At 68.9% G+C, this 23,442-nt stretch carries 23 protein-coding genes and 3 pseudogenes; 13 read left to right on the top strand and 13 right to left on the bottom strand.

The genetic code is table 11. The annotated features are described in order from the left end of the window. Positions 1-317 precede the first annotated feature (317 nt). A complete protein-coding gene (locus WH07_RS00500; protein ID WP_052744168.1) occupies positions 318-1,658 on the top strand; it encodes an NAD(P)/FAD-dependent oxidoreductase in 1,341 nt (446 codons plus the stop codon). 166 nt (positions 1,659-1,824) lie between these two features. On the opposite strand, the gene WH07_RS00495 is transcribed toward WH07_RS00500, so the two are convergent. The 7 genes and pseudogenes from WH07_RS00495 to WH07_RS00475 all read right to left on the bottom strand — a co-directional run bounded on the left by WH07_RS00495 (position 1,825) and on the right by WH07_RS00475 (position 7,080). After that, positions 1,825-2,688 carry an SDR family oxidoreductase gene (locus WH07_RS00495; RefSeq protein WP_046494157.1) on the bottom strand — a complete coding sequence of 288 codons (864 nt, stop codon included), beginning with the start codon at positions 2,686-2,688 and terminating at the stop codon, positions 1,825-1,827. Positions 2,689-3,008: 320 nt separating this feature from the next. Further along, the gene (locus tag WH07_RS00490) at positions 3,009-3,998 is read right to left on the bottom strand and encodes an ABC transporter ATP-binding protein (RefSeq protein WP_232788647.1); all 990 of its coding nucleotides are present in this window, start codon (positions 3,996-3,998) and stop codon (positions 3,009-3,011) included. Beyond that, positions 3,929-4,132: pseudogene (locus WH07_RS41660) on the bottom strand (ABC transporter ATP-binding protein); the annotation flags it as partial. The gene WH07_RS00490 and the pseudogene WH07_RS41660, both read right to left, overlap by 70 nt. Positions 4,133-4,202: 70 nt before the next feature. Then, a pseudogene (locus WH07_RS41895) lies at positions 4,203-4,274 on the bottom strand (hypothetical protein); the annotation flags it as partial. Positions 4,275-4,426: 152 nt separating this feature from the next. After that, positions 4,427-4,759: a hypothetical protein gene (locus tag WH07_RS00485; protein ID WP_052744166.1), complete on the bottom strand. Its 333-nt coding sequence runs from the start codon at positions 4,757-4,759 to the stop codon at positions 4,427-4,429. 266 nt (positions 4,760-5,025) lie between these two features. After that, positions 5,026-5,877 (bottom strand): iron uptake transporter permease EfeU, encoded by an 852-nt coding sequence (gene efeU / locus WH07_RS00480; RefSeq protein WP_046494156.1) that lies wholly within the window; start codon positions 5,875-5,877, stop codon positions 5,026-5,028. A gap of 636 nt (positions 5,878-6,513) precedes the next feature. Next, entirely contained in the window at positions 6,514-7,080 is a 567-nt protein-coding gene (locus WH07_RS00475) for a TetR/AcrR family transcriptional regulator (protein WP_046494154.1), read from the bottom strand. A gap of 110 nt (positions 7,081-7,190) precedes the next feature. On the opposite strand from WH07_RS00475, the gene WH07_RS00470 reads away from it, so the two are divergent. From WH07_RS00470 to WH07_RS00460, 3 genes are all read left to right on the top strand, one after another. Continuing rightward, entirely contained in the window at positions 7,191-8,132 is a 942-nt protein-coding gene (locus WH07_RS00470; protein WP_046494178.1) for an NADP-dependent oxidoreductase, read from the top strand. A gap of 300 nt (positions 8,133-8,432) precedes the next feature. After that, on the top strand, positions 8,433-8,723 hold the full coding sequence (locus WH07_RS00465) for a muconolactone Delta-isomerase family protein (RefSeq protein ID WP_046494151.1): 291 nt from the start codon (positions 8,433-8,435) through the stop codon (positions 8,721-8,723). Between the two features lie 447 nt (positions 8,724-9,170). Next, positions 9,171-9,755: a hypothetical protein gene (locus WH07_RS00460; protein WP_106409480.1), complete on the top strand. Its 585-nt coding sequence runs from the start codon at positions 9,171-9,173 to the stop codon at positions 9,753-9,755. Between the two features lie 207 nt (positions 9,756-9,962). Here WH07_RS00460 and WH07_RS42055 read toward each other — a convergent pair whose 3' ends face one another. Both WH07_RS42055 and WH07_RS38560 read right to left on the bottom strand, forming a co-directional pair. Further along, positions 9,963-10,250, bottom strand: coding sequence for a WD40 repeat domain-containing protein (locus tag WH07_RS42055; RefSeq protein WP_408645781.1), 288 nt, complete (start codon positions 10,248-10,250; stop codon positions 9,963-9,965). A 5-nt stretch (positions 10,251-10,255) separates the two neighbouring features. After that, positions 10,256-11,095, bottom strand: coding sequence for a hypothetical protein (locus WH07_RS38560; RefSeq protein ID WP_157877149.1), 840 nt, complete (start codon positions 11,093-11,095; stop codon positions 10,256-10,258). Between the two features lie 273 nt (positions 11,096-11,368). Here WH07_RS38560 and WH07_RS40165 point away from each other — a divergent pair, with 273 nt between their 5' ends. The 8 genes and pseudogenes from WH07_RS40165 (at position 11,369) to WH07_RS00420 (ending at position 18,223) form a co-directional block, all read left to right on the top strand. Next, complete coding sequence (locus WH07_RS40165; protein ID WP_198533682.1) at positions 11,369-13,363, top strand: hypothetical protein; 1,995 nt, start codon at positions 11,369-11,371, stop codon at positions 13,361-13,363. A gap of 421 nt (positions 13,364-13,784) precedes the next feature. Continuing rightward, the gene (locus WH07_RS00445) at positions 13,785-14,192 is read left to right on the top strand and encodes a YciI family protein (protein WP_046494145.1); all 408 of its coding nucleotides are present in this window, start codon (positions 13,785-13,787) and stop codon (positions 14,190-14,192) included. A 19-nt stretch (positions 14,193-14,211) separates the two neighbouring features. Next, positions 14,212-15,357 carry an RNA polymerase sigma factor gene (locus WH07_RS00440; protein ID WP_046494176.1) on the top strand — a complete coding sequence of 382 codons (1,146 nt, stop codon included), beginning with the start codon at positions 14,212-14,214 and terminating at the stop codon, positions 15,355-15,357. Positions 15,358-15,423: 66 nt separating this feature from the next. Next, a pseudogene (locus WH07_RS40680) lies at positions 15,424-15,657 on the top strand (hypothetical protein); the annotation flags it as partial. Between the two features lie 254 nt (positions 15,658-15,911). Then, positions 15,912-16,406 carry a MarR family winged helix-turn-helix transcriptional regulator gene (locus WH07_RS00435; RefSeq protein ID WP_046494143.1) on the top strand — a complete coding sequence of 165 codons (495 nt, stop codon included), beginning with the start codon at positions 15,912-15,914 and terminating at the stop codon, positions 16,404-16,406. Further along, positions 16,403-16,867 carry a hypothetical protein gene (locus WH07_RS00430; protein WP_046494141.1) on the top strand — a complete coding sequence of 155 codons (465 nt, stop codon included), beginning with the start codon at positions 16,403-16,405 and terminating at the stop codon, positions 16,865-16,867. The genes WH07_RS00435 and WH07_RS00430 overlap by 4 nt, the downstream gene beginning before the upstream one ends. A gap of 781 nt (positions 16,868-17,648) precedes the next feature. Next, complete coding sequence (locus WH07_RS00425) at positions 17,649-17,933, top strand: hypothetical protein (protein ID WP_046494139.1); 285 nt, start codon at positions 17,649-17,651, stop codon at positions 17,931-17,933. A gap of 65 nt (positions 17,934-17,998) precedes the next feature. After that, positions 17,999-18,223, top strand: coding sequence for a hypothetical protein (locus WH07_RS00420; RefSeq protein WP_046494175.1), 225 nt, complete (start codon positions 17,999-18,001; stop codon positions 18,221-18,223). A gap of 393 nt (positions 18,224-18,616) precedes the next feature. On the opposite strand, the gene WH07_RS00415 is transcribed toward WH07_RS00420, so the two are convergent. The 3 genes from WH07_RS00415 to WH07_RS00405 form a co-directional block, all read right to left on the bottom strand. Further along, positions 18,617-19,129 carry a hypothetical protein gene (locus tag WH07_RS00415; RefSeq protein ID WP_232788646.1) on the bottom strand — a complete coding sequence of 171 codons (513 nt, stop codon included), beginning with the start codon at positions 19,127-19,129 and terminating at the stop codon, positions 18,617-18,619. 324 nt (positions 19,130-19,453) lie between these two features. Then, positions 19,454-19,864: an SGNH/GDSL hydrolase family protein gene (locus WH07_RS40675; RefSeq protein ID WP_046494135.1), complete on the bottom strand. Its 411-nt coding sequence runs from the start codon at positions 19,862-19,864 to the stop codon at positions 19,454-19,456. Positions 19,865-20,128: 264 nt separating this feature from the next. Further along, the gene (locus WH07_RS00405) at positions 20,129-20,839 is read right to left on the bottom strand and encodes a hypothetical protein (protein WP_157877147.1); all 711 of its coding nucleotides are present in this window, start codon (positions 20,837-20,839) and stop codon (positions 20,129-20,131) included. Between the two features lie 755 nt (positions 20,840-21,594). On the opposite strand from WH07_RS00405, the gene WH07_RS00400 reads away from it, so the two are divergent. Next, positions 21,595-22,524, top strand: coding sequence for a S1 family peptidase (locus WH07_RS00400; RefSeq protein ID WP_046494132.1), 930 nt, complete (start codon positions 21,595-21,597; stop codon positions 22,522-22,524). Positions 22,525-22,736: 212 nt separating this feature from the next. On the opposite strand, the gene WH07_RS00395 is transcribed toward WH07_RS00400, so the two are convergent. Continuing rightward, positions 22,737-23,135, bottom strand: a complete 399-nt coding sequence (locus WH07_RS00395; protein ID WP_046494130.1) for a DUF6234 family protein — start codon at positions 23,133-23,135, stop codon at positions 22,737-22,739. Positions 23,136-23,442: the final 307 nt, after the last annotated feature.

Raw genomic sequence — 23,442 nt, 5'->3', positions numbered from 1 at the left:
AACGCCTCCCGCTGCGTAAGCACAAACACAGCGCCAAGACGGCGATGAGTACCGGCCGGCGTCCGTATCGGCCCGTCCGTGCACAACAGTGCGTCGCACAACTCGAATGATGCGTCGCCCCGCGCGGTCGGATTCGCGTACAACTCCGTCCGGAAGCATGACCCTTCCGCGGACGCATCCCGTGGGATGCCCTGATGCCCCGGACTCACGACCACGACCACGACCCGGCCTTCGCGTTGATTGGCTTGTGCGCACTGTTGCCCACAGGGCGTGTGCGAGATGATACGGAGCGTGGTTTGCGGTGGAGGGGGTGCGTGGTGACGGACGATGTGACGGGTCACGCGGTGGTGGTGGGAGCCGGGTTGTCCGGTTTGCTCACCGCCCATGTGCTGGGACGGAGTTTCGAGCGTGTCACGGTGATCGAGAGGGACGCGCTCCCCGACGGGCCGCCGGTGTTCCGGCCCGGTGTACCGCAATCCAGGCATGTGCACATCCTGTGGTCGCGCGGCATGGCGGCGATGGAAGAACTTCTGCCGGGTGTCATCACCGGCCTCGAAGCCGCCGGGGGCGCTGTCGTCGGTGCCCCCGAACAAATGCGGTGGCTCTCCGCCGCGCGGTGGTTCAGCGGCGTACGGGGAGCGGACTACCTGTCCGTCTCACGCGAACTCCTGGAGTCGGCCCTGCGCCGCAGGGTCGTCGCGGACGGGTCCGCGGTGACCGTACTGGACCGCCATGAGGTGACCGGGCTTCTTCCGGCGCGGGCCGGGCAGACGGTGGGAGGTGTGAGGCTGCGTGAACGGGGCGCGGACGGGGCCGAGTTCACCATGGGGGCGGGGCTGGTGGTCGTTGCCGCCGGTCGCAGTTCCCGTGCCGCGGGCTGGCTCAGTGAGTTGGGCTGCCCCACGCCGGTGACCGAGCGGGTCGACGCGCGTCTCGGCTACTCCTCCCGCTACTTCGGGCGCCCGGCCGACGAGAGACCCTGGAAGGCCATGTATGTCCAGGGCAACCCGGACGTGCCGCGCGGCGGTGTGATCCTTCCGGTCGACGGCGGCCGGTGGCTGATCACACTCATCGGGCAAGGCGAACACCAGCCACCCACCAGTGAGGAGGATTGGCTGTCGTTCGCCGCGTCGCTGCGTTCGGCTGAGCTGTCGCAGGCGCTGAGGGGCGCGGTGCCGTTGTCGGACGCGGTCGCCTTCCGGGCGACGGCGAACGAGTGGACGCACTTCGAGCGCGTGAGACGGTGGCCGCGTGGGCTGATGATGGTCGGAGACGCCCTGTGCCGGTTCAACCCCGTCTACGGGCACGGAATGACGGTCGCGGCCCTGCAGGCGCAGGTCATCGCCGGTCGGATCGCCGGGCGTGAGCCGGCGGACATCGCCGCCCGGACACAGCAGACGCAGAGAGCGGTGGCGAAGTGCGTGAGGCCGGCCTGGGTGATCGCGACGGGTGAGGACCGCCGCTATCCGGGCACGGACGGACCGGAGCCGGGCCGGCTCGGGAGGATGCAGCAGGAGTACCTGGCCCGAGTGCTGGCCGCGGCCAACACCGACCCGGTCGTCGCCGAAGCGTTCTTCGCGGTGCTTTCACTCAACCGTCGCCCCGAAACTCTGTTGACACCACGGATCGCCGCGCGCGCCCTCCGCCGGCGGAGGTGACCTACGGCCGTCGGGATGGGGGCGGATGCCCGTTGGACACTTCGCACGGCGTACGGGCCGTCGCCCCCCAGGCATGGGGGCGGATCCAGCCGGGCCGGGCCGCCACTCGCACCGGCGACCGCGTTTGGGCCGATCGGAGCGAGGAACGCGTGGGCTGGGAAGCCCGTCAGTCGGTGACGGGAGTCTCGGGCTGCATCTCGTAGGACTGCTGGATCGCCTGATGCCGGGTCCCAAGGCCGTCCGTGACCTTGCGCTCCCAGGGAACCTGCTGGAGGCGCTTGGTTTCCTCGATCATCGACGTGGGCTCCAGATTGCGGAAACTGCTGACCTCTCCGGCAGCGACGGACGTCAACGTCGCATAGACCGCTTCAGGATCGAACTGTGCACGGGGGAAGGCGAGCTTGGAGTAGTCAAAGAGCCGCTGGGACGGGTCGTCCTCCCAGCTCTCCCAGGTCTGGAACATCCGGTCGTTGAAGCCGGTCAGGAATGGCCCGGGGTTGACCGTCGCCACTTCGATGTTGTGTTCCTGCAGTTCGTAGGCCATGGTTTCGGCGATCGCCTCGACTGCGTGCTTGGAAGCGGAGTAGATGCCGGTGAAGGGGTTGACGTTCAGGCCCTCCCGGGATGACACCCAGACGATTCTTCCGGCACCACGTTTGACCATCTGTTTGGCGATTCCCTGGGTGAGGAGCAGTGGTCCCGTCACGTTGACCTCGAACTGGTGCCGGATGTTCGGTGCGGGAATGTCCACCGTTGAGCCGCCTTCGCCGACTCCTGCGTTGTTCACGAGGATCTCCACACCCCAATTCAGGGCTTTACGACGATCACCCTCGCTGGTCACATCGAGCTTTTCGACCTCCAGGCTTACGCCTCGCTCGGCCGCCTGGCGCTTCAGGGTCTGGACCTGGCCGTAGATCTCCACCGCGGCGATTACGGCGAAGCCCTTTTTCGCCAAGCGCATAGCGGCTTCAAGTCCAAATCCGGTACCCGCGCCTGTGATGAGGACATTTTTAAGCGCTGCACTCGCCATATTGTCCGCTTCCTTTCGGGCTGCTGGTGTCGATTAGGTCCGTCTCCACCTCGCGGCCATGACACTGCCTCGCGTCAATTCATAAGCACGATGACCGATCCGCGGTTTTACGCCGTGGCCGACCCGCTCCCTTGCCTGCCCGCCTACTGATGAACGTTGGAGTCTCGTTGGCCGGCAGTCACCATGGATCCGTGACCGCCTGAGAGGGCGGGAGATCAGTGACACGCACGAGGAGTCGTTCTCCACCGTTCTACTCACTCCTCCGAAAACCGCAACCCGGGAAACGGCCTGGTGCCGGGCGCAGAGCGACGCGGGCGTTTTCAGGTCGGGCCGTGTGTGCCTGCGGTCTCGGCTTGTTCGCGGTGGGTGCGTGCGGTCAGGAGGGTCGCGGTGGGGCCGCTGCCGGTGATGCGGCCGGAGTCGAGGAGGTGGACGGTGTCGGTGTAGCGGGCGACGAGGTGGTGTTCGTGGGACACCACGACGAGGGCCATGTGGTGTTCGGTGCGCAGGCTGGTGAGGAGGCCCATGATGCCGGTGGCGATGTCACCGTCGAGGGCGGAGGTGATTTCGTCGCAGAGCAGGATGTCGGGGCCGGCGGCGAGTGCGCGAGCGATGGAGACGCGCTGGTGCTGTCCGCCGGACAGTTCGTTCGGGTAGCGGTCGGCGTAGTCGGCGGTGAGACCGACCTGGGTGAGGAGTGCGGCGACGCGGTCGGGGCGCTCATTCCTGGGCAGGCCGGCGTACAGACGCAGGGGCCGGGCGAGCTGCCGGCCGATGGTGTGACGAGGGTTGAGCGCGGCGAGCGGGTTCTGCGGCACCAACTGGATGCGGCGTTGCTGTTCATGGGTACGGCGCCGGATCTGCGGGGCCAGTGGGCGGCCGTCGAGGGTGAGCTGTGCGCTGTGGGTGGGGTGGAGCCCGGCCAGGAGGCGCAACAGGGTCGTCTTGCCGGATCCGGAGGGGCCGACGACAGCCGTGGCCGAGCCGGGCGCCGCGGTGAACGCGGCGCCGGTGAGTACGGGGCGGCGGTGGCGGCCGTGGGCGTGAGGCGGATGGTCCGGTCCGCGCAGGCGGCGGCGAGTTCGGAGTCGTGGGTGGCGACGACGACGGCGAGGTTCCGGCCGACGGCGAGCCGGCGCAACAGCCGGGCGATCTCGTTGTGCAGGGTGGTGTCGAGTCCGGCGGTCGGCTTGTCCAGCAGGAGAACCTTCGGGGTGCGGGCGAGGGTGAGGGCTACGCGGCGCTGCTGGCCGCCGGACAGGGCGGTGGGCCTGCGGTCGGCGATTTCCGTGCCGGTGGGCAGACGGCACTCGGCGAGCAGCTCGGCGACGTTCTCTTCGCGCGGGTCGGTGGCGAGTTCGGCAACCAGGCGGCGTACGGTCATGCGGGGGTTGAGGGCGGAGCCGGGTTCCTGGCCGACGTACGCGACGGATGTGCGCCCCAGCCGGCGCAGCTCGTCGGGGGGTGAGCCGGTGCGGTGTGCGGCCGAGGACGTCGAGTGTCCCCGCGGTGATGGCTGCGCCCCGGGGAAGATGCCCGATCAGGGCGCGCAGCAGCGTGGTCTTGCCGCAGCCCGACGCTCCCATGAGGGCGGTGACCCGCCCGGCGTGTATCCGCGCGGTGATGGCGGGGAGGAGGACGCGGCCGTCGAGAAGGCGTATCTCCAGGCCGGTGACGGCGATGAGAGGCGACACGTCCGCGGCCGTGGGGACGAGAGGGTGGACAGGGGCGAGGTCGCTCATCGGCGGGTCACCGCCTTTGTGGTGTCGGGTGCCACTGAGACGGTGACGATGTTGACGGTGATGGCCAATAGGGCGATGGCCATGCGTTCGGGCACACCGGCCCACACGGCGGCGGCTCGCGGCCCGAGACCGCGTGCGGTGGCCTGGAGGAGGGCGGCCATCCGCGCGACGCGGTCGTCACGCTCGTTCGGCAGCCCGCCCAGCGCCGCCGTCAGCGTTCGCTCGGCCTCATCGCCCTCGGTCAGCCACCTGATGGCGTGCTCGGCCCGCGCAGCGGTGTCATTCTCCGGCCGGGGCCGGTCCGGTTCAGGTGTCCGCGGCTCGTACATCAGCTGTTCGTCTCTCGCCGAAGGGCCTTGTGCGACAGGGCGGTACGCATGGTTCGGCGGGTGCGCCACCGGCGTGTGAGGGTCGCCTGTCCTGCCGCTCCGAGGCAGGCGAGGTTGTGAGGGGCGGGGTCGTGAGGCCGGAGCGGGCGATCAGTTCGAGGGCGATGGCGACCGCGACGGCCCGGACGGCCATGAGGGCGACGAGGACGAAGTTCTGCACGGTGGTGTCGGTGCGGGGTGGGATCCGCACTGGCCACGGCCTGGTGCTACTCGGCGGCCGGCTGCCCGGCCGGCACCTGTCGGCTTGTTGGTGCCGAGGCGGAGCGCTCGGGTGCGAGGAAGAAGAACATCACCGGGAGGACATACACGGCCCAGACGATGAGCTGCAGAACGGTGGGGTCGGGCTGGAAGTTGAACACGCCCTTGAGCAGCGTGCCGTACCAGGAGTCCGGGGGAATGGTGGACGAAATGTCGAAGGCGAGGCGGTGCAGGCCGGGCAGGAGGTCGGCTTCCTGAAGGTCGTGGATGCCGTAGGCGAGGACACCGGCCGCGACGACGACGAGCATGGCGCCGGTCCAGCGGAAGAACTTCGCCAGGTTGATCCTGAGTGCGCCCCGGTAGAACAGCCAGCCCAGCAGGACCGAGGTGGCAAGTCCCAACAGGGCGCCGACGAGCGGGCGGACACCGTCGCCGGTGGCCTGCACGGCCGTCCAGATGAACAGGGACGTCTCCAGGCCCTCACGGCCGACGGCGAAGAAGGAGGTGACGACGAGGGCGCCGGTGCCGACGGCGAGGGCCGCGTCCAGCTTGCCCTGAAGTTCGCTCCTGAGGTGGCGGGCGGTGCGGCGCATCCAGAAGACCATCCAGGTCACCAGGGCGACGGACAGGATGGACAGGCCGCCGCCAAGGGCCTCCTTGGCCTGGAAGGTCAGGGTGGAGGAGCCGAACTGCAGCAGGGCACCGAAGCCGAGGGAGAGCGCGACCGCAATTCCCACGCCCGCCCAGACGGGCGGCAGTCGGCGCTGGTTCCCGGTCTTGACGAGATAGGCGACGAGGATGCAGACCACGAGGCTGGCCTCCAGCCCTTCGCGCAGCCCGATGAGGTAGTTCCCGAACACGTCGGTTCCCTTTCTGATTCTGAGTTACGGGACCTCATGCGGTTCCCGGGAGTTACGCGCACCGCCCGGCCGAGCCCGTCGATGCTGCCGGTGACGGAGTGGCCGCGGCGGAGGATGGTCGTCCCGTCGTTGGAGCCTGGGTGCGCCATGCACATGCCGGGTCGCCTTCCTTCTTGTCGGGCCGAAGATGTCCTCCTGCTCCTGTACGGAGGAGCCAGTCCTGCGCTGTGGCGCGATACCGGCCAGGAGTCTACATAGATGTAGACGATCAGGGAAGGCTGCCCTAAGTTTGTGGCGCTGTGGTGTCAGTCCGAGGGGTGCCCGCTCTGTGTGCGGCCTTGGCGCAGCGGTGCAGCCCGAGAGCCCTGGCCGGCAACAACGCGCTGCGGCGCGCACAGCAGGTCCATGACCACCAGGGCCACGGTCAGGCGCCGCTCGGAAGTTCGGACGAGCAGTGCGGCGACCTGGCGGGCACGGGGTCGGCGGCTCTGCCGGAGGCGAGTTCGATCTGCTGGTACGGCCGGCCGCGCCGACGGGTCGGTGCGCGTGCGCCGGCGGCACCGCCGTGTGTGATCAGGCTCGCCCAGACCTCAGCAGTTCACTCTCCGAAGCTCGGGCCGTCGGCAAGCGCCTGGATCAGTTGGGGGCGGTCAGGGCTCGCAGTTGGGCGAACGACCGGCGAATGACATCGCGTAGATCGAGGTCGTCGTCGGCATCGGCCCATCGTTGGAAGGCAACCCGGTACACCGCGGAGCCGGCCTCGGCGGCCAGGCTGGCCTCGGCGTCGCCGATGCCCCGCCGTCGAAGCCCGTCGGCGAGTGCGGCCGACATGTGTGCGAGCTTGATCAATTCACGTTCTCGGAGATCGGAGTTGGCCATGATCACCACGTGCCGCTTCCGGGCGAGTTCATGGTCGTGTCCGATGATGTCGACCGTGGCGTCGAGCGCGGTCGCGACCAGATCCAGCGTCGACGCCGTGGCGGGCGCCGCCTCCAGCGCGGCCAACGACTTCTTCTCCAGCTCGGCCGAGGCGTCGAAGAGGACCTCGCGCTTGTCGGTGAAGTAGCGAAAGAAGGTACGGGCAGTCACGCCGGCCCGTTCGGCGATGTCGGCCACCATGGTCTGTTCGAAGCCGCGTTCGAGATATAGGTCTAGTGCGGCCTCGCGCAGTCGACCACTGGCTCCAGGCTCCCATCGTCCCATGCTGTGAGTTTAGTGCTGCCGCGCGCTGATTCCCGCCGTGATGTCATCAGGTGACATCGGCGTGTTAGGGTGATGTCACTTGATGACATCGCTACGTAGAGGTGTTCGCCATGACGACGATGAAGCGCATCCAGTACCACCAGTACGGCGGTCCCGAGGTGATGCGGTTCGAGGATTTCCAGCCGACGCGGCCCGGACCCGGTGAGGTTCTGGTCCGCGTGAAGGCGGCCGCCGCGAACCCGATGGACTGGAAGATCCGCAACGGTGAGATGAAGATCATGACCGGCCGGAAGTTCCCGCGTGGCCTGGGGCACGATTTCGCGGGCGTCGTGGAGGCGGTCGGTGACGGCGTCGTGCGACTCGGTGTCGGCGACGAAGTGCTCGGAGGGTCAAGCCTGAAGACGGCGGGAGCGTTCGCCGAGATGGTTGTCGCCAAAGAGAAGGCGGTCGTGACGAAGCCGATGAATCTCTCTTGGGGGGAGGCCGCCGCGATCCCCGTTGCCGGGCTAACCGCCTTCCAGGCCATGGTCAACACAGGCAAAGTGCACGCCGGGCAAGCCGTGTTCATCCATGGCTGCCTCGGCGGAGTCGGCCGAGCTGCCGCACAGATCGCCTTGGCGTACGGCGCCTCCGTGGGAGGCAGTTGCCGGGACACCGCCATGCACGAGGCACACGGCCTTGGTATCGCCCCGGTCGTGGACTTCGACTTTGACGCGACGGAACTCGCGGGGCGATTCGACGTCGTGTTCGATACTGCCGGCACACTGTCGATCAGAGCCGCACAGGCGTTGCTCAAGCCGGGTGGTCGCGTCATCGACATCAACCCCACGCCGGCGAAGTTCGCCAGAAGCGCCCTGCCGGGACCGTATCGGGTGCTGGTCGGGAAGGCCGTCGTAGCCGACCTCGAGGCGGTCGCGCGGGCTGCCGGGGAGGGGATGCTGCGCCTGCCGGTTGCGCGCACTGTGCCGCTCGGCGAGGCGATCGCGGCGCTCACGGAGCTTGAACGCAACCGCACACCCAAGGGCGGAAAGCTCATCATCACGACCGAGTGATCGTCGCGTTGTTCGAATCCCGATAAGTATGACCTTCCGGGCCTGAGTTCACATTTCTCAGTGAAGTGTGATGCCGGCGACGCGCGTCCTGCTCACGGCAGGCTCATGGCCTTGCGCCCGACAATCCGCCATGCCCATTGTTGTCGGGAAAGCGCCGTGACCTCCCGGCATTCGCTCCCGAACGGTCTCCACCGGCGCGCACGACCCGGACCGACCCGCACCCCGGGATCCGCCGCCCGACACTTCTGTCGACCCGGCCTCGCGTAATCACAGCACCAACCGCCATCGAAAGGGCAGACCATGTCACTGACCCCGAATACCGCCGCGACGCCGACGTTCATGGTGGTCGCAACCCTCCGCGACGACACGGACTTCACGGAATTCGCCGCGCTGCGAGATGACGAACAGAGGCAGATAGAGATGCTGCGCACGGATGGGCGGATTGGTGCCCACTACGTTTCTGCCGCCCGGCGGGCAACGTTCATCGAGGTCATCGCCGCCGATGAGAATCAAGTCGCGGAAACACTGGCAACCCTGCCTTTCGCCCGGTTCTTCGATGTCGATGTCTACCCGATCACGTCGCCGGCCTGAGCGGAGACCGCCCACGACCACGCTCGGCGGGCCGGGAGCCCGCTCTACCCCGGACCTACGGTGCCGGGCCAAGTGTGTGTGCCGCAGGGTACGGCCGCGCACATCGGCCAAGCATCGGAGTGTGACTGGTTGTGTGGCTGCGACAACCAGGCGACTCACCGCAGCCGTAGTCACACTCGCACCGCGTTGGCAGCGGCCCTGGGCCGGTGGTCAACAACGCCGTGTACGGGGGCTGTTCGGCGCCGCCGAAGAGCTCACCGATGCGCAGATCGGCCACCGGTTGCCACCAACCTCTCCGGTTCCATCCATGTCGCAGGCACAGTCGTGCCTCTACCGGCACCTGCGACCCTGGGGCGGAGGCCGGATCGTGCAGGTTTCCACTTACGGAAACCAGACCGAAGGCGCTCGTGAAAGTGCGTGTGTGGGCCTGTTGCTATCGTCCACGACGTGATGCGTGACGACGAAATCCTTGACTCGATCCGGCGTGACCCTGGTCTCGCCGAGCTGCTGTGGCAGGTGTGCGAGTTCGATCTCTCGCGTGGCGATCACGGTGAACCGGTCAGACTTTCGTCCGGGCTGGCTTTGGAAGGCATCGCTGGCGACTTCACCGGCGGGACGTTCTTTCAGTGCGGTGATCGCGGTACGGCTCGACCCGTGCTTTACGCCAGCTCCGAAGGGCAGGCCGGTCTGGTCGGCCAGAGTCTTGCCGCAGCACTGGAGATCATGGTGGGGCTGCCGTCCTGGTGGGACTGCCTGAAGTTCTCCGGCGCCGGTGATCTGGCGGTCATGCTGGTAACTGCCGATCACCTGGGGCGCGACGAGCTCGGGGACCAACCGGAGATCGGCGCTCAGCGAGCTCGCCTGGCGACGGCACTGAACTTGAAACTGGAATCCGTTCCGGTCTTGCTGGCTCGCCTGCATGCAGCGGCTTCCGCTACCGAGCCTGACTTCGTGCTCACTGTTGAGACGGGCGAAGAGTACGAGTCTCTGTTCGGACCCTGGCTACCGAGCCGCAATCCCGCTTGGCAGTGAAGACGTGACGGCGGATTGCGTCGGCTTCTCCTTCGGCCTCGACCTCAAGTGATCTACCTAAAAAACGGCAGTGGTGACCCCGTTCGGCCGCGGATACCCCCTGCAACAGCCTCAACATCGAGGCTGCCGTCAAGTAACTTGCGGCCGACGGCTTCTTCGTCACCGACGAGCTGCTCGCACGGCTCTCCCCGCTCCATTACGATCACATCAACTTCCTGGGCCACTACGCCAGATCCGTACCGAACCGTCACGGCTGCCGCCGGTGGGGAGCCAGGCGCCGTCGGGCGCGATGGCCAGTGCGGCCACCCCGCGGGTGTGGCTGGTGAGAGTGGTGGTCCGGCGCCAGGTTGCCGTATCCCAGATCTCCACCGAGCCGTCTTCGTTGCCGGTGGCGAGCCAGGTGCCGTCGGGGGAGACGCCACCGCGTTTACGTCGCCGGCAGGGCCGGTCAGGGCGCGGATCTGCGCGGGGTGGGGCAGATCGGGCAGTGGCCACCGGTTCTAGAGCACGGGGTGGGCGGAGCGCCAGGCGGCCACTTGACCACGCCAGGTGTCGGATCCGGCCAGGCGGCTGCGGAGGATCGCCCTGAGGGCGTGGGCGGGGGTGGTCGGTTCGAGCAGGTGCGATGCCCGCGCGAGGTCGATGGCCGCCTGGCGCTCCGCTGGGGTGGGGACCCGTGCGAAATCGGCCAGGGGTGCGCTCGCTCCGCTGTGGTCCAGGCGCTGTTCGATCCAGCGCAGGTCGAGCGCCAGGGCTTCTGCCTCCCGCGCGTGCCCGGCGTCCAGCAGGTGGGTGATGAAGTGGTCGGCGACGTAGCGGTCGGGGTGTTGCCACCAGGCGCGTGCCGGTCCGGCACCGCCGCCCGGCTGCGGTCCGGCCGGCGGCACATCGGAGGCGGCGGCATCGACCAGCGCACGGTTCACCTCGCGCAGGCGCTCCTCGTCCAGCCCGGAGCGCAGAAAGCCGCGGATGACGTCGTGCAGGCGGACACGTCCCCCGGCGGTCGGATCCAGCGTGAGAAGGGACAAGCCGCCCAGTGCCGCGCACAGTTCTCTGGACTGTTCCTGGTCCAGAGAACTCGTGGCCTGCCACAACGCGACGATGAGGCCGACCGGGATGGATTCGTCCTCGACGAAGACACCCAGTTCGACGAAGCGGTCGAACGCGTCCGTCGGCAGCAGCTCGGCGTCCGCCTCGACCGCGGCGCGCACCGCGGTCTGCCGGGCCAGGGGATCTTTCAGGTCGACGGGTGTTCCAGGATCCAAGCCGGCCGGCCCCCGGGTCCGTAGCCGCTCCAGAATCGCCGCCCCCGCGTCAGCGGCCGTGACGCCGGTCACCATACGCCGGTGAATGTGACGGTTGGCGATGCGCAGCAGCAGCGGCTGGGCGGGAGTCCGTGTGCCCGCCCGCCTCTTGGCCCGCGTCCGCCGCCAGGGCACGCCGCGTGGTGCCCGCGACGTATGACCGTCGCGATGGTCAGGGCCGTCGTTCACCGGTGCCCTATCGGGCATTCCCGCGTGTACGCCGGTCCGCCCTGCCGGGATTCGGCCACCGGGGAAACGATCCGGACACTGGGAGAGCGGGAGCCGCAGCGGCAGCGGAAGTGAGGACACGTGGGGCGAGGGGCGTACGAGCGGACGGAGCGGCGGCCCGCCACCTCGTCCGCCGCCGCGCCTGCCCGGCCAGCCGTCCCGCCGGAGCACCGGCCCGAAGGGCTGCTGCGGTTGCAGCAGACAGCGGGCAATGCGTCAGTGCGGCAGCTCCTGAACGGTGGCGGGGTGCCCGCGGCAGTCGTGGGGCCGGGGAACGGGCATGCGGCCGGTGGGTCCCCGGTGCAGCGGGAGCTGCCGAAGGGCGGCGCCGAGGGTACGTCCACGGAGACGCTCGGTGCGCGGGTGGCGGCCGGGAAGTTCAAGGAGGTGCTGGAGTACCTCAACGGCCGTTCGATGGACGGCATGGTGGACGAGATCGAGAAGCTCGGTTTCGCGCACGCCAGTTATCTGCTGGGGAACCTCGGTGCGGCGGCCTGGCTCGGGCCGTACGCCCTGGCCCGGCTGGAAGCGGGCCTGCGGACCGTGGGGCTGCGGCAGACCGGGACGACGGGGGAGCTGCTGACACCGCTGCTGGACGCGGTGATCCGTTCGGGGGTGCGGCAGCGTCCGGACCAGTTCGAGGTGGTCCGTCGCAAGGTGCCGGCGCCGGCCGGCGGATGGGGCGGGCTGGTCCGCGGGCATCTGGCGGTAGCCGACTTCGGTGAGTTCTTCACGCTCACGGCGGCCGACAACGCCTTCCGGCTGCTGGACTTCGTTCCTGACCCGGAGCTCGGGGGCGCGCTGGACGGCCTGACGGAACGGGAGTTGCGGCTGCTGATCGTCAGCCACCGGATGGCGGACCGGTACGACGGCGAGCGGATCCGGCGGGCGCTGGACGGTGCGTGGCGGGCGCGGTTCCCGCAGGCCGAGCCGCCGTGGCCGGTGGCGGGGACGGCCGCCGGGATGAACGTGGCGGCCATGTCCGTGATGGACAAGCTGGCCGAGGCGATCCGGCGGGCGGAGAAGTACGGCGGCGAGGAGGTCAGGGGAAAGGTCGCGGAGCTGCTGACACCGCAGTCGCTGGCGCTGATGGCCGGCACGACGATCCTGTTCGCCGTTCTGGAGGGCAGTACGGCGGGTGCGGCCGGAGTCGCCCTGATCGCGTTGTCGGCCGCGCTGGTCGGCCCCGAGGTGTACCAGATCGCCGGGGACATCAACGGCTTCATTAGTACGGCGGTCGGGGCGCAGGACGAGGCCGCGCTCGACCTGGCCGGACAGTTCTTCGCCAAGGCGGCGGTCGCGATCAGCATCGACATCCTGGTCGCGGTGCTGCTCCACAAACCGACCAGGGCGGCCACACCGAAGATCCAGGCGGCGGCACGCGCGACGGGGGAGTTCCTGAAGAGCCGGACGCCCGCGCCCGGGCGGCCCCCGGGTGAGCTGATCCCGGCGCTCGCCATGGCCGCCGACGGCCCGCGCTTCGTGCAGGCGCCCCCGGAACGGCTGGCCCCTCTGGAGAGCCGGGGCGGCGGCCCGGCGTCCGGTGGTACTGAGCCCGGCCCGTCGTACGACACGATGCCCCGGAAGGAACTGCGCAAGCTGGCCAAGGCGGACGCGGACGCCGCCAACGCCCTGGTCGACCGCTACCGCGTGATGTCGGACGCCGAACTACGGAAACTGGCCTCCGCCAAGGACAAGACCGCCAGGGCCGTCCTCGACCAGCGCACGTCCCCCAACGACGCCGAACTCGCCCGCCTCCTGGGCAGCGACTACCGGCCGCCGCACTCGGCCACCGTCACCGTCAAGCGCGGCGGTGCCCAGATCTACCGCGCCGAACTGACCAGCGGCAACATGTCGCCGTCCGAGGCCGCCCTCGGCTACCCCCGCAACTCGCTGGCCACCCACACCGAGGCCCGCGCCGTCCGCAACCCCGACGTCCGGGCGGGCGACGTCATGACGATCACGGGCCAGTACGAGCCCTGCGCCGCGTGCACCCGCGCCATGTACACGGCCTGCCGCTGGCTGGGTATCAAGATCAACTACGTCTGGCTGGGCGGCTCCGTGTCCTTCCCCTGACCGCGGCCCCCGGCACACTCCCGGCCGACGGGGCCGTACGCCTCACCCTCCGCCTTGCGATCGCACGCACCAGCCGCCGTGCGCCCGGCCCTGCGGGCGGACGGCGCTATGTGTCAGACACTCGCCAGGTCAGCGGCCCTGGCCAGGCCCCTGGCCAGGGGCCCGCGTCCCTTCCAGGACCCGGACGCCGTCGAGGACACCGAGGACGAGCACTGGCACGCGCCCGCTCCTGGCGCCGTTCGTTCGACACGGAGAGACCCGCTCCGAAACGGCTCACCCAGGCTCATCCACCCCAGGCTCATCCACGAGAGCCAAAAAATCGGACGACGATTCGGACGACGATGTCGAGAATCCGTGACCGGCTCCGTCCCCGCTACGAACGCGACCACAATGGGTCGCATCAGTACCGAGGAGAAACACGATGGCCAAGTACTTGCTGCTGAAGCACTACCGCGGCGCTCCGTCTGCGGTCAATGACGTGCCGATGGACCGGTGGACGCCGGAGGAGATCTCGGCGCATGTGCAGTACATGAACGACTTTGCGGCCCGGCTCGAGAAGTCCGGCGAGTTCGTCGACGCTCAGGCGCTCGCCTCGGAGGGGATGTGGGTCCGTTACGACGGTGAGGGGCGGCCGCCGGTCACCGACGGCCCGTTCGCCGAGACGAAAGACCTCATCGCCGGCTGGATGGTGATCGACGTCGACAGCCATGAGCGCGCTGTCGAGCTGGCCGGGGAGCTGTCGGCCGCCCCTGGGGCGGGCGGGAAGGCGATCCACGAGTGGCTGGAGGTGCGCCCGTTCCTGTCCGCGCCGCCCACCATCGCGGAGTGACCGCGGAGTGACCTCATCGATCGACGAGGTCCTGCTCCGGAGCCTCACGCCGAGCGTGCTCACTGTCCTCGTCCGCCGCGGAGCCGATTTCGCGGCGGCCGAGGACGCCGTGCAGGACGCGCTGGTGGAGGCGGTCCGGGTCTGGCCGGCCGATCCGCCGCGGGACCCGAAGGGCTGGCTGGTCACCGTGGCCTGGCACAAGTTCCTCGACGCGGCCCGGGCGGACACCGCCCGCCGCCGGCGTGAGGACCTGGTCGACGAGGAGCCGGCGCCGGGGTCCGGGCCTGCGGTGGACGACACGCTCAGGCTCTATTTCCTGTGCGCCCACCCGTCGCTGACCCCTGCGTCGGCGGTCGCGCTCACCCTGCGCGCCGTCGGCGGATTTACCACCCGCCAGATCGCCCAGGCGTACCTGGTGCCTGAGGCAACCATGGCGCAGCGCATCAGCCGGGCCAAGCGCACCGTCTCCGGCGTGCGGTTCGACCGGCCCGGCGACGTCGCCACGGTGCTGCGCGTGCTCTACCTCGTCTTCAACGAGGGCTACTCCGGCGACGTCGACCTCGCCGCCGAGGCGATCCGGCTCACCCGGCAGCTCGCGGCCCAGGTCGACCACCCCGAGGTGGCTGGGCTGCTCGCCCTCATGATGCTTCACCATGCCCGGCGCGCCGCCCGGACCGCACCCGATGGCAGTCTGGTGCCGCTCGCCGAGCAGGACCGCGGCCGGTGGGACACCGAGATGATCGCCGAGGGTATCGAGATCCTGCAGGCGGCCCTCGTCCGCGACCGGCTGGGCGAGTTCCAGGCCCAGGCCGCCGTCGCGGCACTCCACGCAGACGCGCCCACCGCCGAGGAGACCGACTGGGTGCAGATCGTCGAGTGGTACGACGAACTCACGCGCCTGACCGACAGCCCGGTCGTTCGGCTCAACCGCGCGGTGGCCGTCGGCGAGGCCGACGGACCGCGGGCCGGCCTGGCGGCGCTCGCGGCGCTGGACGCCTCACTGCCCCGCCACACCGCGGTGGCGGCGTACCTCCACGAGCGCGACGGCGATCTGGCGACGGCGGCGCGGCTGTATGCCGAGGCGGCGCACAAGGCACCCAACCTCGCCGAGCGCGACCATCTGACGCGCCAGGCCGCCCGGCTCAACGCCCGCCGTTGCCGCTGACGGGTCGCGCTCGGATTTTTCCGCAGTACTGGGCCTGCCGCGGTGGCAGGGCGATCGCCGGGCGCGGCATCTGAGGCCCACGGCCTGGAGTTCGACGCAAGCGTCGTCGTCAGCCCGGAGGAGATCGTCGCGGCCCGCCCCAGCGGCGAGCGCGACCTGTATGTCGCCCTCACGCGTGCAACCAAGAGACTGTGCACGATCACCGTCCACCTGGCGTCAACGCTTCGCCGCCCGGCGGCGAACGGCCCCTGTGGTCTGTGTGAGTGCCGACCTCAGCCAGCAGACTCACAGCCCGCATGAGGTGAGGGACCTGCTCCCGGCGACAGATGAACGTAGCGCCCCGGGGTGCGGGAACTTACGGCGAACCGCGCTCCCTGGTGTTCTGGGGGCCGCGGCCCTCGACGACCGCTGCGTCCCTTCCGGGACTTCGGCACCGGCGAGGACGCCGGTCGACAGGGCTGGTCCGTCGGCGCCGTCGGTCTGATCGGGGTACGCCGTGTCGTACCCACGGAAAATAGTAGCCATGGACATAGTAGTCATGCACTCTATTCGGCATGAGCAAGGTTTCACCGGGCCCCACGCCCGGGTTCCTGGTATGGCGGCTCGCCAACAAGTGGCGCGTCGCGGTCGATCGAGCGGTGGCTCCGCTGGGTCTCACCCACGCGCAGTACGTACTGATCGCATCGCTGCACGGTATGCAGCGCACCGGCGAGCGGCCCAGCCAGCGCCGACTCGCAGACCACACCGGCCTGGAGGCGCTGTACGTCTCGAAGCTGGCGCGCACCCTGGAGTCGGCCGGTCAGATCGAGCGCACCCGGGACCCCCGCGACCCGCGCGCCGTACAACTCGCCCTCACCGAACAGGGCCAGGTCATCGCACGGCAGGCCATCGCGGCCGTACAGCGACTGCTTCAGCAGTTGCTGGAGCCGCTCGGCGGCCCCGACGACCCGCGGACGCGCGCGTTCACGGACGAGCTGACGACCCTGCTCGACGCACCTCTCACTCCATTCGTGCCGAACGACGAGAACACTCAGGGGACGACGCCATGACCACCACCGCATCCACATCCACCACCAACGAACCCGCCGCCGATGCCCGCGCACTGGCCCTCGCCCACTACGCCGCCCGCGGCCTTCTGGAGCACGTCCTGTCCCGGCACGGCATCACGTTCCAGCAGCAGATCGCCCTGCGGGCCGCCATCACCTCCGATGTCCCGCAGACGCCCGACGATCTCGTCACCCAGGTCAGGGGCTACCTCAAGGCCGATCCGGCCGACATCCGCGCCACTCTCGACGAGCTGCTGGCCAAGCATCTGCTCGTCGAGGACGGCGCGCATCTTCGCCCCACGGAGGCGGGGCGCGAGCTGACGGCCACCGTCGGTGCGGAGACCGCTCCCGTCAGCGCCCGTGTCTGGGGTGGGATACCCGCTGCGGACCTGGCTGTCGCCGGCCGCGTCCTCGCCCTGGTCACCGAGCGCGCCAACGCGGAGCTTGCGGCACTGACCACCTGACCACTCAATCGAACCGAGCAGTACAAAGGCGTCGGCTGCCCACACGCTCGCGCGGGAACGCGGGCTGACGGCCACCAAGGTGATCACCGTACGGCGAGAGCCCGATCCGGGCCGTGGCCCAGGGGCGGCAGCGAATCCGGCAACGGGCCGAGGCCGTCGCCGTCGCCGCGGTAACTCGTACGCCGGCCCGCCGCCATCGTCCCGGAGCCGGCGCACGAGTTCCGCCACAGCGAGAGCCGCTGGCTCCGGGAGGACGGAGTGCGCGTGCGCCACATCGGGGCACCGCTGGCCACGACGGGTGGTCAGGCCCGGTGAGCCCGCTCCACCGTCAACACGCTTGGATCGGCCGGGACGTCGAGGACACCTCGACCGGCCGGCGCGGAACCCTGCGCACCATTGCCCCGACGGCGACGAGCCCCGCCCGCTGGCATGAGTCCTGGCGTCCGGCGGAGGCGCGGAGTGGGCCACCGACCCGAAGGTGCTCGCCGACCCCGCCCCGCTCACGCCGGACACCACGCCCGCGTGAGCAGCTACTGCCGTCCGCCGGTCGGGGGAGTCGTGGGCAGGCGGTGTCCGCCGTACGAACTGGTGTCCTTGCCCCGGCAGGCTGTGACCCCCCGTACATGGTTGCCGGGGAGGTCAGAGTAGGCAGCCGACACCTCGTTCCCTCCTCGGCCGTGGCGTGGGGCAGTTGCCCGGACGGGACGCCGATGACCCGCCCCACTGTCGGTGCGTCGGTTTCGCGTAGGACACTCGACTCACGACCGAAGGGGACGATGCCGTGACAGCCCAGCCCGTATATCCGCCGCCCGGCCCGGTAGCGGTGATCCCGCACACCATCGGAGCCATCGGTGACGCCCTGACCGGCGAGAAGCGACTGGCCTTCTACGCGGAGGTCCTGGCCACCGAGGAGCACGCGGTCCCCGCGGTGATGCGCCGCTGGTGGATGACCGCCATGCTCAACAGCGCACCCGACGCCGAACGCAGCCGGGCCGACACCCAGGCCGGCCGCAACCTGGTCTCCGTCGACCAGTTCCTCGACCGCGTCGACGGAACCGCCCTGTGAATGATCGGACCGGCCGCGGCTGGACAGTCACCATCGGGGAAGTACCGGCGCAGACCGTCCTCGCCATGCCTGACCACCTGCGCAAAGCCACCGCGAACTACCTCAGGGCCCTGGCGATCGAAGCAGGCAGCGCCATCGACGTCGGCCGACGGCCCCCGGGCGTCCCTATGGACGATGCGGGCCTGCGCTACGCGCTCCAGATCGAACGCGAACCCATCCTCCTCGAATACCTCGCCCTGCCCGAGGCCCGCGTGATTCGCATCGCTGTCATCGTCTGGTACGAACCATGACCACCCAGTTGTGGACAGCGGCCCGCTTCAACGGCCGCCCAGGCGGAGGCAGCAGCCCCGCCCGGACCAGCGCGCGAGGGTGACCAGGGACGACCTCGCCCCTCCAACGGCCGCCCCAACGCTGTTCCAACCGGCCGACGCCCACAACACCAAGCCCGCCAGGGCCAGTACAGGCAACGAGGTCACAGCCCGTAAAGCTGTGACCTCGTCACCTCAACCGCAAGTGCAGTACTACGTCCTGTCCGGCGGATCTTGCTGGGCTCGTCTGCCCGCAGTGATATCAGCCGCAGCCGCGGTGGGCCGCGCCTTGCGGCGTTGCCGTCGACCACCCCTGCTCCCCGAAACGGCCGGTTCTCCTTTTTCCACGGAGGGCGGACTCGCCGGGACGTGTTCCTACAGATGCGGAAGGACGAAGTTGAATCCCTGGGCGCTGTGGGCACCGCCGGCCTTGCAGACGCCGTCGGTCGGGTAACCCCAGAAGAACATGGAGAAGCACTTCTGGCAGAAGCGCCAGTCGTTCTGGGAATACAAATTCGCAGGCACATCGTGCGGGAGGGTGAAGTTGAATCCCTGGGCACTGTGCGGACCGCCGGCCGGGCAGACGCCGTCGGTCGGGTAACCCCAGAAAAACATGGAGAAACACTTCTGGCAGAAGCGCCAATTGGCCTGCGCGGTCGAGGTTTCCGGCAGGCTGTGGGGAAGGTTGAAGTTGTATCCCTGCGCGGTGTGCCCGCCGCCGGTCGGGCAGACTCCGTAGTTCGGCTTGTAGCCCCAGAAGTGCATCACGAAACACTTCGAGCAGAAAGCCCAGCTCGTCTGGGTCGCCTGGGCCCCGGCGGGCTTGGCGGAAGCGGGGGTGGCAAGGGCGCCGGTCGCCGCCGTGGCTCCGACCAGACCGGCGGTCACCCCAAGCGTCTTGACGAGAAAGGACCTTCTGCCCGACAACTCGGTTTCATTCCGCGTGGGCGAGTTCTCGGATTCCCTCAGGATGTCCAGGGCTGAACCTCTCCTTCAATCCTGTCGGCAGACTGCCGCGCAGCGCGTTTCGCGTGAATCAGGGGGAATCACTTCCATGCGCCACGCGCGGCATTGAGAAAATACTGTTCGAGGCCATGCCGCGTCGTGAGTAACGGGCTACTCAATCTCAGGCATGAGCCCGCGGGACCACCGGGCGCCGGTCATACGCGGCGGCGGACGCCGACGACCGGCGGCCGAGCTGTCCGACCGCACTCACCGCCGGACCGGCTGCGCCAGAGCCTGCGGCGTTGCGGTGACTGAGGGCGTTGGGGTGTATGAAGGACAGTTGGCCAGGGGCGGTGATGAAGTCTTCCGTCCACTTGTCGGCGTCGCAGACGCCGGGTTCCGGGAGGAGTCGTAGAGGTCGACGAAGCTGGTGGCTTCCTGTGTGCCGATCGGCTCCTGGGCTTCGTCGGCGACATTCTCGATGGTAGCGGCGCCGCAGCTGGCGTTGGTCAGGTCGAAGAGCGAGCCGAGATCGCGGTCGATGACCTGGAGGTAGAACTGGTCGGTGCGCTCGCAGCCGCCGCACGGGACTTCGAAGGTGTCGCCCGCGGTCGGCTGGTGCGGTACTGCGCAGTGCAGGGAAGGTTCTTGATCGACTGTAGGATGCCGGCCGGACACATGTCGTCTCGGCGGCTGTCTTGTTCTTGATCATCGGCAAGCTCGACCTCCGGCTGCCAACGGCCTCGGGAAACATGGCCCCCGGGACTGATGAGCCCGCATGTTCAGGCGTCGCCTATTCGCGGCCGAGTCGAAATGGGCTCGCGCCGAGTGATCAGCGCGAGCTCGGCGGACGTCGACAGCCGGGGGCAATCATTGCCTGGCGCGGACAACCTGCGAAGGAGCGCCCGACCATGCCAGAAGGCACCAAGGCAGTCCTTGCTGTCAGGGGAAGTCCGGGCACTCCTCGGCAAAGCCCTGCGAGACGGGCTGCCATACGCCGTAGTCCTCACGCACGCTCAGTTGATCCGCTTTCTCCGAACTTTCGATCAGCTGAGCGATGGTCAAGGGGACGGCCGCCGCGAAGACCCGCCCGAGGTGGTGGCAGTGCAGCATCGGGCGGAGTTCCTCCGAGTACGGCTCATCCGCGACCGCGAAGAGATCAGGCAGGGTCCAGCCCAGCGGACCTGCTACGGCAGATAGCTGCTGTCGGCGGTGCGGACTCGGGTCCCACCGCCACACCATGCTGTGCAGCGTGCTGTGGGACAGTCCCATGAAAGGCAGTTCGCCGATGCCAAAGCCGCGATTGCGGATCAGCGCGCCGAGCACGGCGGCAAACCTGGTCTCGGCGGGACGGCGGCCTGGCCACGCTGGTTTCACGAGAGGTTCTGGAGTGGCGACGCGGGGCAGCGAGCGAACGAAAGCCTCCAGCGCAGCGAGCCGCAGGTGGTCGCAGTAACTGACGTGGTAGGCGAACTGCCTCACGACCCTGGCGTCGCGCTTCGGAGGAAGAAGTTCCGCTGGCACCGGGTGGCCTGCGACAACGAGAAGGTCGGCGGCCGGTATGCCGAGTTCGGCGGCAAGTTCGGTGAGTCGCTGCAGGTTGAAGTCAGTTCCACTCGCGGCGAGGCTGCTCAGGATGATGGCGCGTTCCATGTGTGGAAGGTAGCGGGTGGGCTGCCAGGACAGCCGGGGCCGCATGACTTCGAGGTTGGGACTCATCTGGCCCCTCGAACGCCAGAACGCCGCAGGCGAAGGCATCGACACCCGTACGGTGTGCTCATCGACCGCGCCCGGGACATCGACGCCGGAAACAGGGACGCCCTTGATGCCGCCGACCGCATCCGCACCTGGCGCATCTGACGTGCTGCCGCAAGTGGCACGGTGTGGCTGAGAACCAGGGTGCCTCGGTGACGAGCACCGGCCGACAAGGCCCGCGCTGCCATGGACACCGAGCTGCGCAGCCGCTTCGACGTCGGCGTGCGCGGCATCACAGCCAGCCCGTACGGCGCGGCTTCCTCGCCAATCGACAAGGACGAGGACCCGCCGCCAGGTCGTCGTCGCCGACGTCGTGCTCCGCTACTACCTCAGCGAAGACATCCTGGTGGTCATCGTCGTCCGCGCCGTCTACCTCTGAACTCCCGGCCAGGAAACCGCAGTTTGCCGACAGTCGGCGCGGCGCTCTCAGCCTGCTTCAGGCAGGGGAGTTCGCGCCGAGCCGGGCCCGGCACCGCTCCCCGGTCCCATGGCCGTAACTGGTGGCCACGGCCGTGGACACTCGCTCGGCGGCAGTTGGCCCGTCCGCCTGGCGCCTGCCGGGAGTGCAGGTGCACCTCGGGGCGAACCGGGGAATGGATTGTCGTGGACATGTAATGCTACAGGGTGTGATCGTACGAACTGAGGAGGCGCACATGAGGAATAGGCTTGCCACCCGCGTCAGATCGGCAGCGGTCGTGGGGGTACTGACAGCACTGGCCGCCGGGATACTGGCGCCCAGCCCGGCGAGCGGCCGGACCACGGCCGGTACGTTCAGCGTCGCGGAGCTGAACACAGTGCGGGGAGCCGTGCTGGAGGCGGACGTCGTGGGCACGGCGTGGAGCGCGGACCCGGCGACCGGCAAGGTGCTGGTGTCGGTGGACGAGACGGTCTCCGACCAGGAGATCGGACACATCCGGCGCACCGCGGGCAGGCTGGCCGCCGCGTTGAAGTTCGAGCGGATCCCCGGCGAGCTGGCCACCGCCGCCGAACTGCGGAAGCCCGCCGGTGAGATGACGCCGTTCGTAAAGGGCGGCGAGTACATCTACGGGTTCGACACGAGGGCCTCGCTCGGCTTCAACACGGTCTACAACGGCCAGGACTACTTCGTCACCGCGGGACACTGCACCAACGACGTGAGCCACTGGTACCTGGACTCGTCGCTCACCACCTACATCGGCCCCACGGTCGGCTCCAGCTACCCGGGCAACGACTTCGGGGTCGTCCGGTACGACAACTCCACGATTCCCCGGCCGGGCACCGTCCGGTGCGGGCAGAACGAGGTCGACATCACCGGGTCCGCCGAGCCCCGGGTCGGGATGCCGTTCAATATCGCCGGTTACAACTGCCGGCCCGCCACCGTGCAGGCTGTCAACGTGTCCGTCAACTACGCCAACGGCGCCGTCCACGGACTGTTCCGCGCGAACTCCTGCGCCGCCCCGGGTGACAGCGGAGCGGCCTCCTTCTCCGGAAGCCTGGCGCTCGGCCTGCTGTCCGGCGGCACCACCTCCTGCACCACGTCGGGCATCACCTACTGGCAGCCGGTCAACGAGGTGCTGACCGCATACGGACTGACGCTCACCTGACCCGGCCGGCGCCGGAGCGGCGCCCGCGCCCGCCAGACGCCTCGCCTGCTCGCCTCACCCCGGGGACTGCGCGGGGCCTGGCGGGCGGGCGGGAAGGCGGATCGCCGGGTAGACGGCAGGGAGACGGCACTGGGTCTCACACGTAGGTGTGCAGTGGTTCCGCAATACGTCGGCGGCAAGCGACAGCGCGGCACGATCCGTGCCCGGCTGTCTCAGCAGTTCGCACTATAGCGGACGCACGCGGGTGACAGAGAATGGCTATTGTCCCACTCTTGCTGCGCGGCCACCAGCACTCCGCCTGCCAGGAGGGCCGCCAGCAGCTGTGCGGTTGCTGTCCAGCGGGCACGGAAGATTCCCGCGAGAACTGCCAGGATGAGTGCGGCGATCAGCAGCATCCGTACCCGCCCGAGATGCGCGAGGCCGGCCGCGTCGATCCGTGCTTGGTCGCCTTGCGCTGCCCATACTTCCAGGCCGAAGCCGTATATCGAGTCCAGCGCGAGCCACGCGATCTCCAACAAGAACAGTGACATCGCCAGGGCGATGTCCACGCCCAGGCGTGTTCTGTGTGACCAGGGGCGCCAGCGTTCGGGGGTTGCAAGGGGGTCAGCCATGGGTGCAGGATGCTGTGGCTGATGGCGATGCGCATGAGCACCCGTGCTCAAGTCTGATCCGGCGGAGGGGTGGGTGATGGGTGGCTTCGCCAGAACGAGTTCCACTGCGGGACTTGACAGTTGGGCTGCATGGCGGCACGGTCCTGCGGGCTTCAGATGATCTTGTCTCTGATGACCTATGGGAGCGCATGGCCCCGTTGTCCCTGCCTCGTCCGCCGTGTCGTTGCTATCCAGACTGTCTGCCTGTGGACGACCGGGCGGCTCTTCGCGGGATTGTCAACATGCTGTGCAAAGGCGTGAGGTGGGC

The organism is Streptomyces odonnellii (genome assembly GCF_000981895.1).
GTDB lineage: Bacteria > Actinomycetota > Actinomycetes > Streptomycetales > Streptomycetaceae > Streptomyces > Streptomyces odonnellii.
This window is presented reverse-complemented; position numbering and strand designations above follow the sequence as displayed.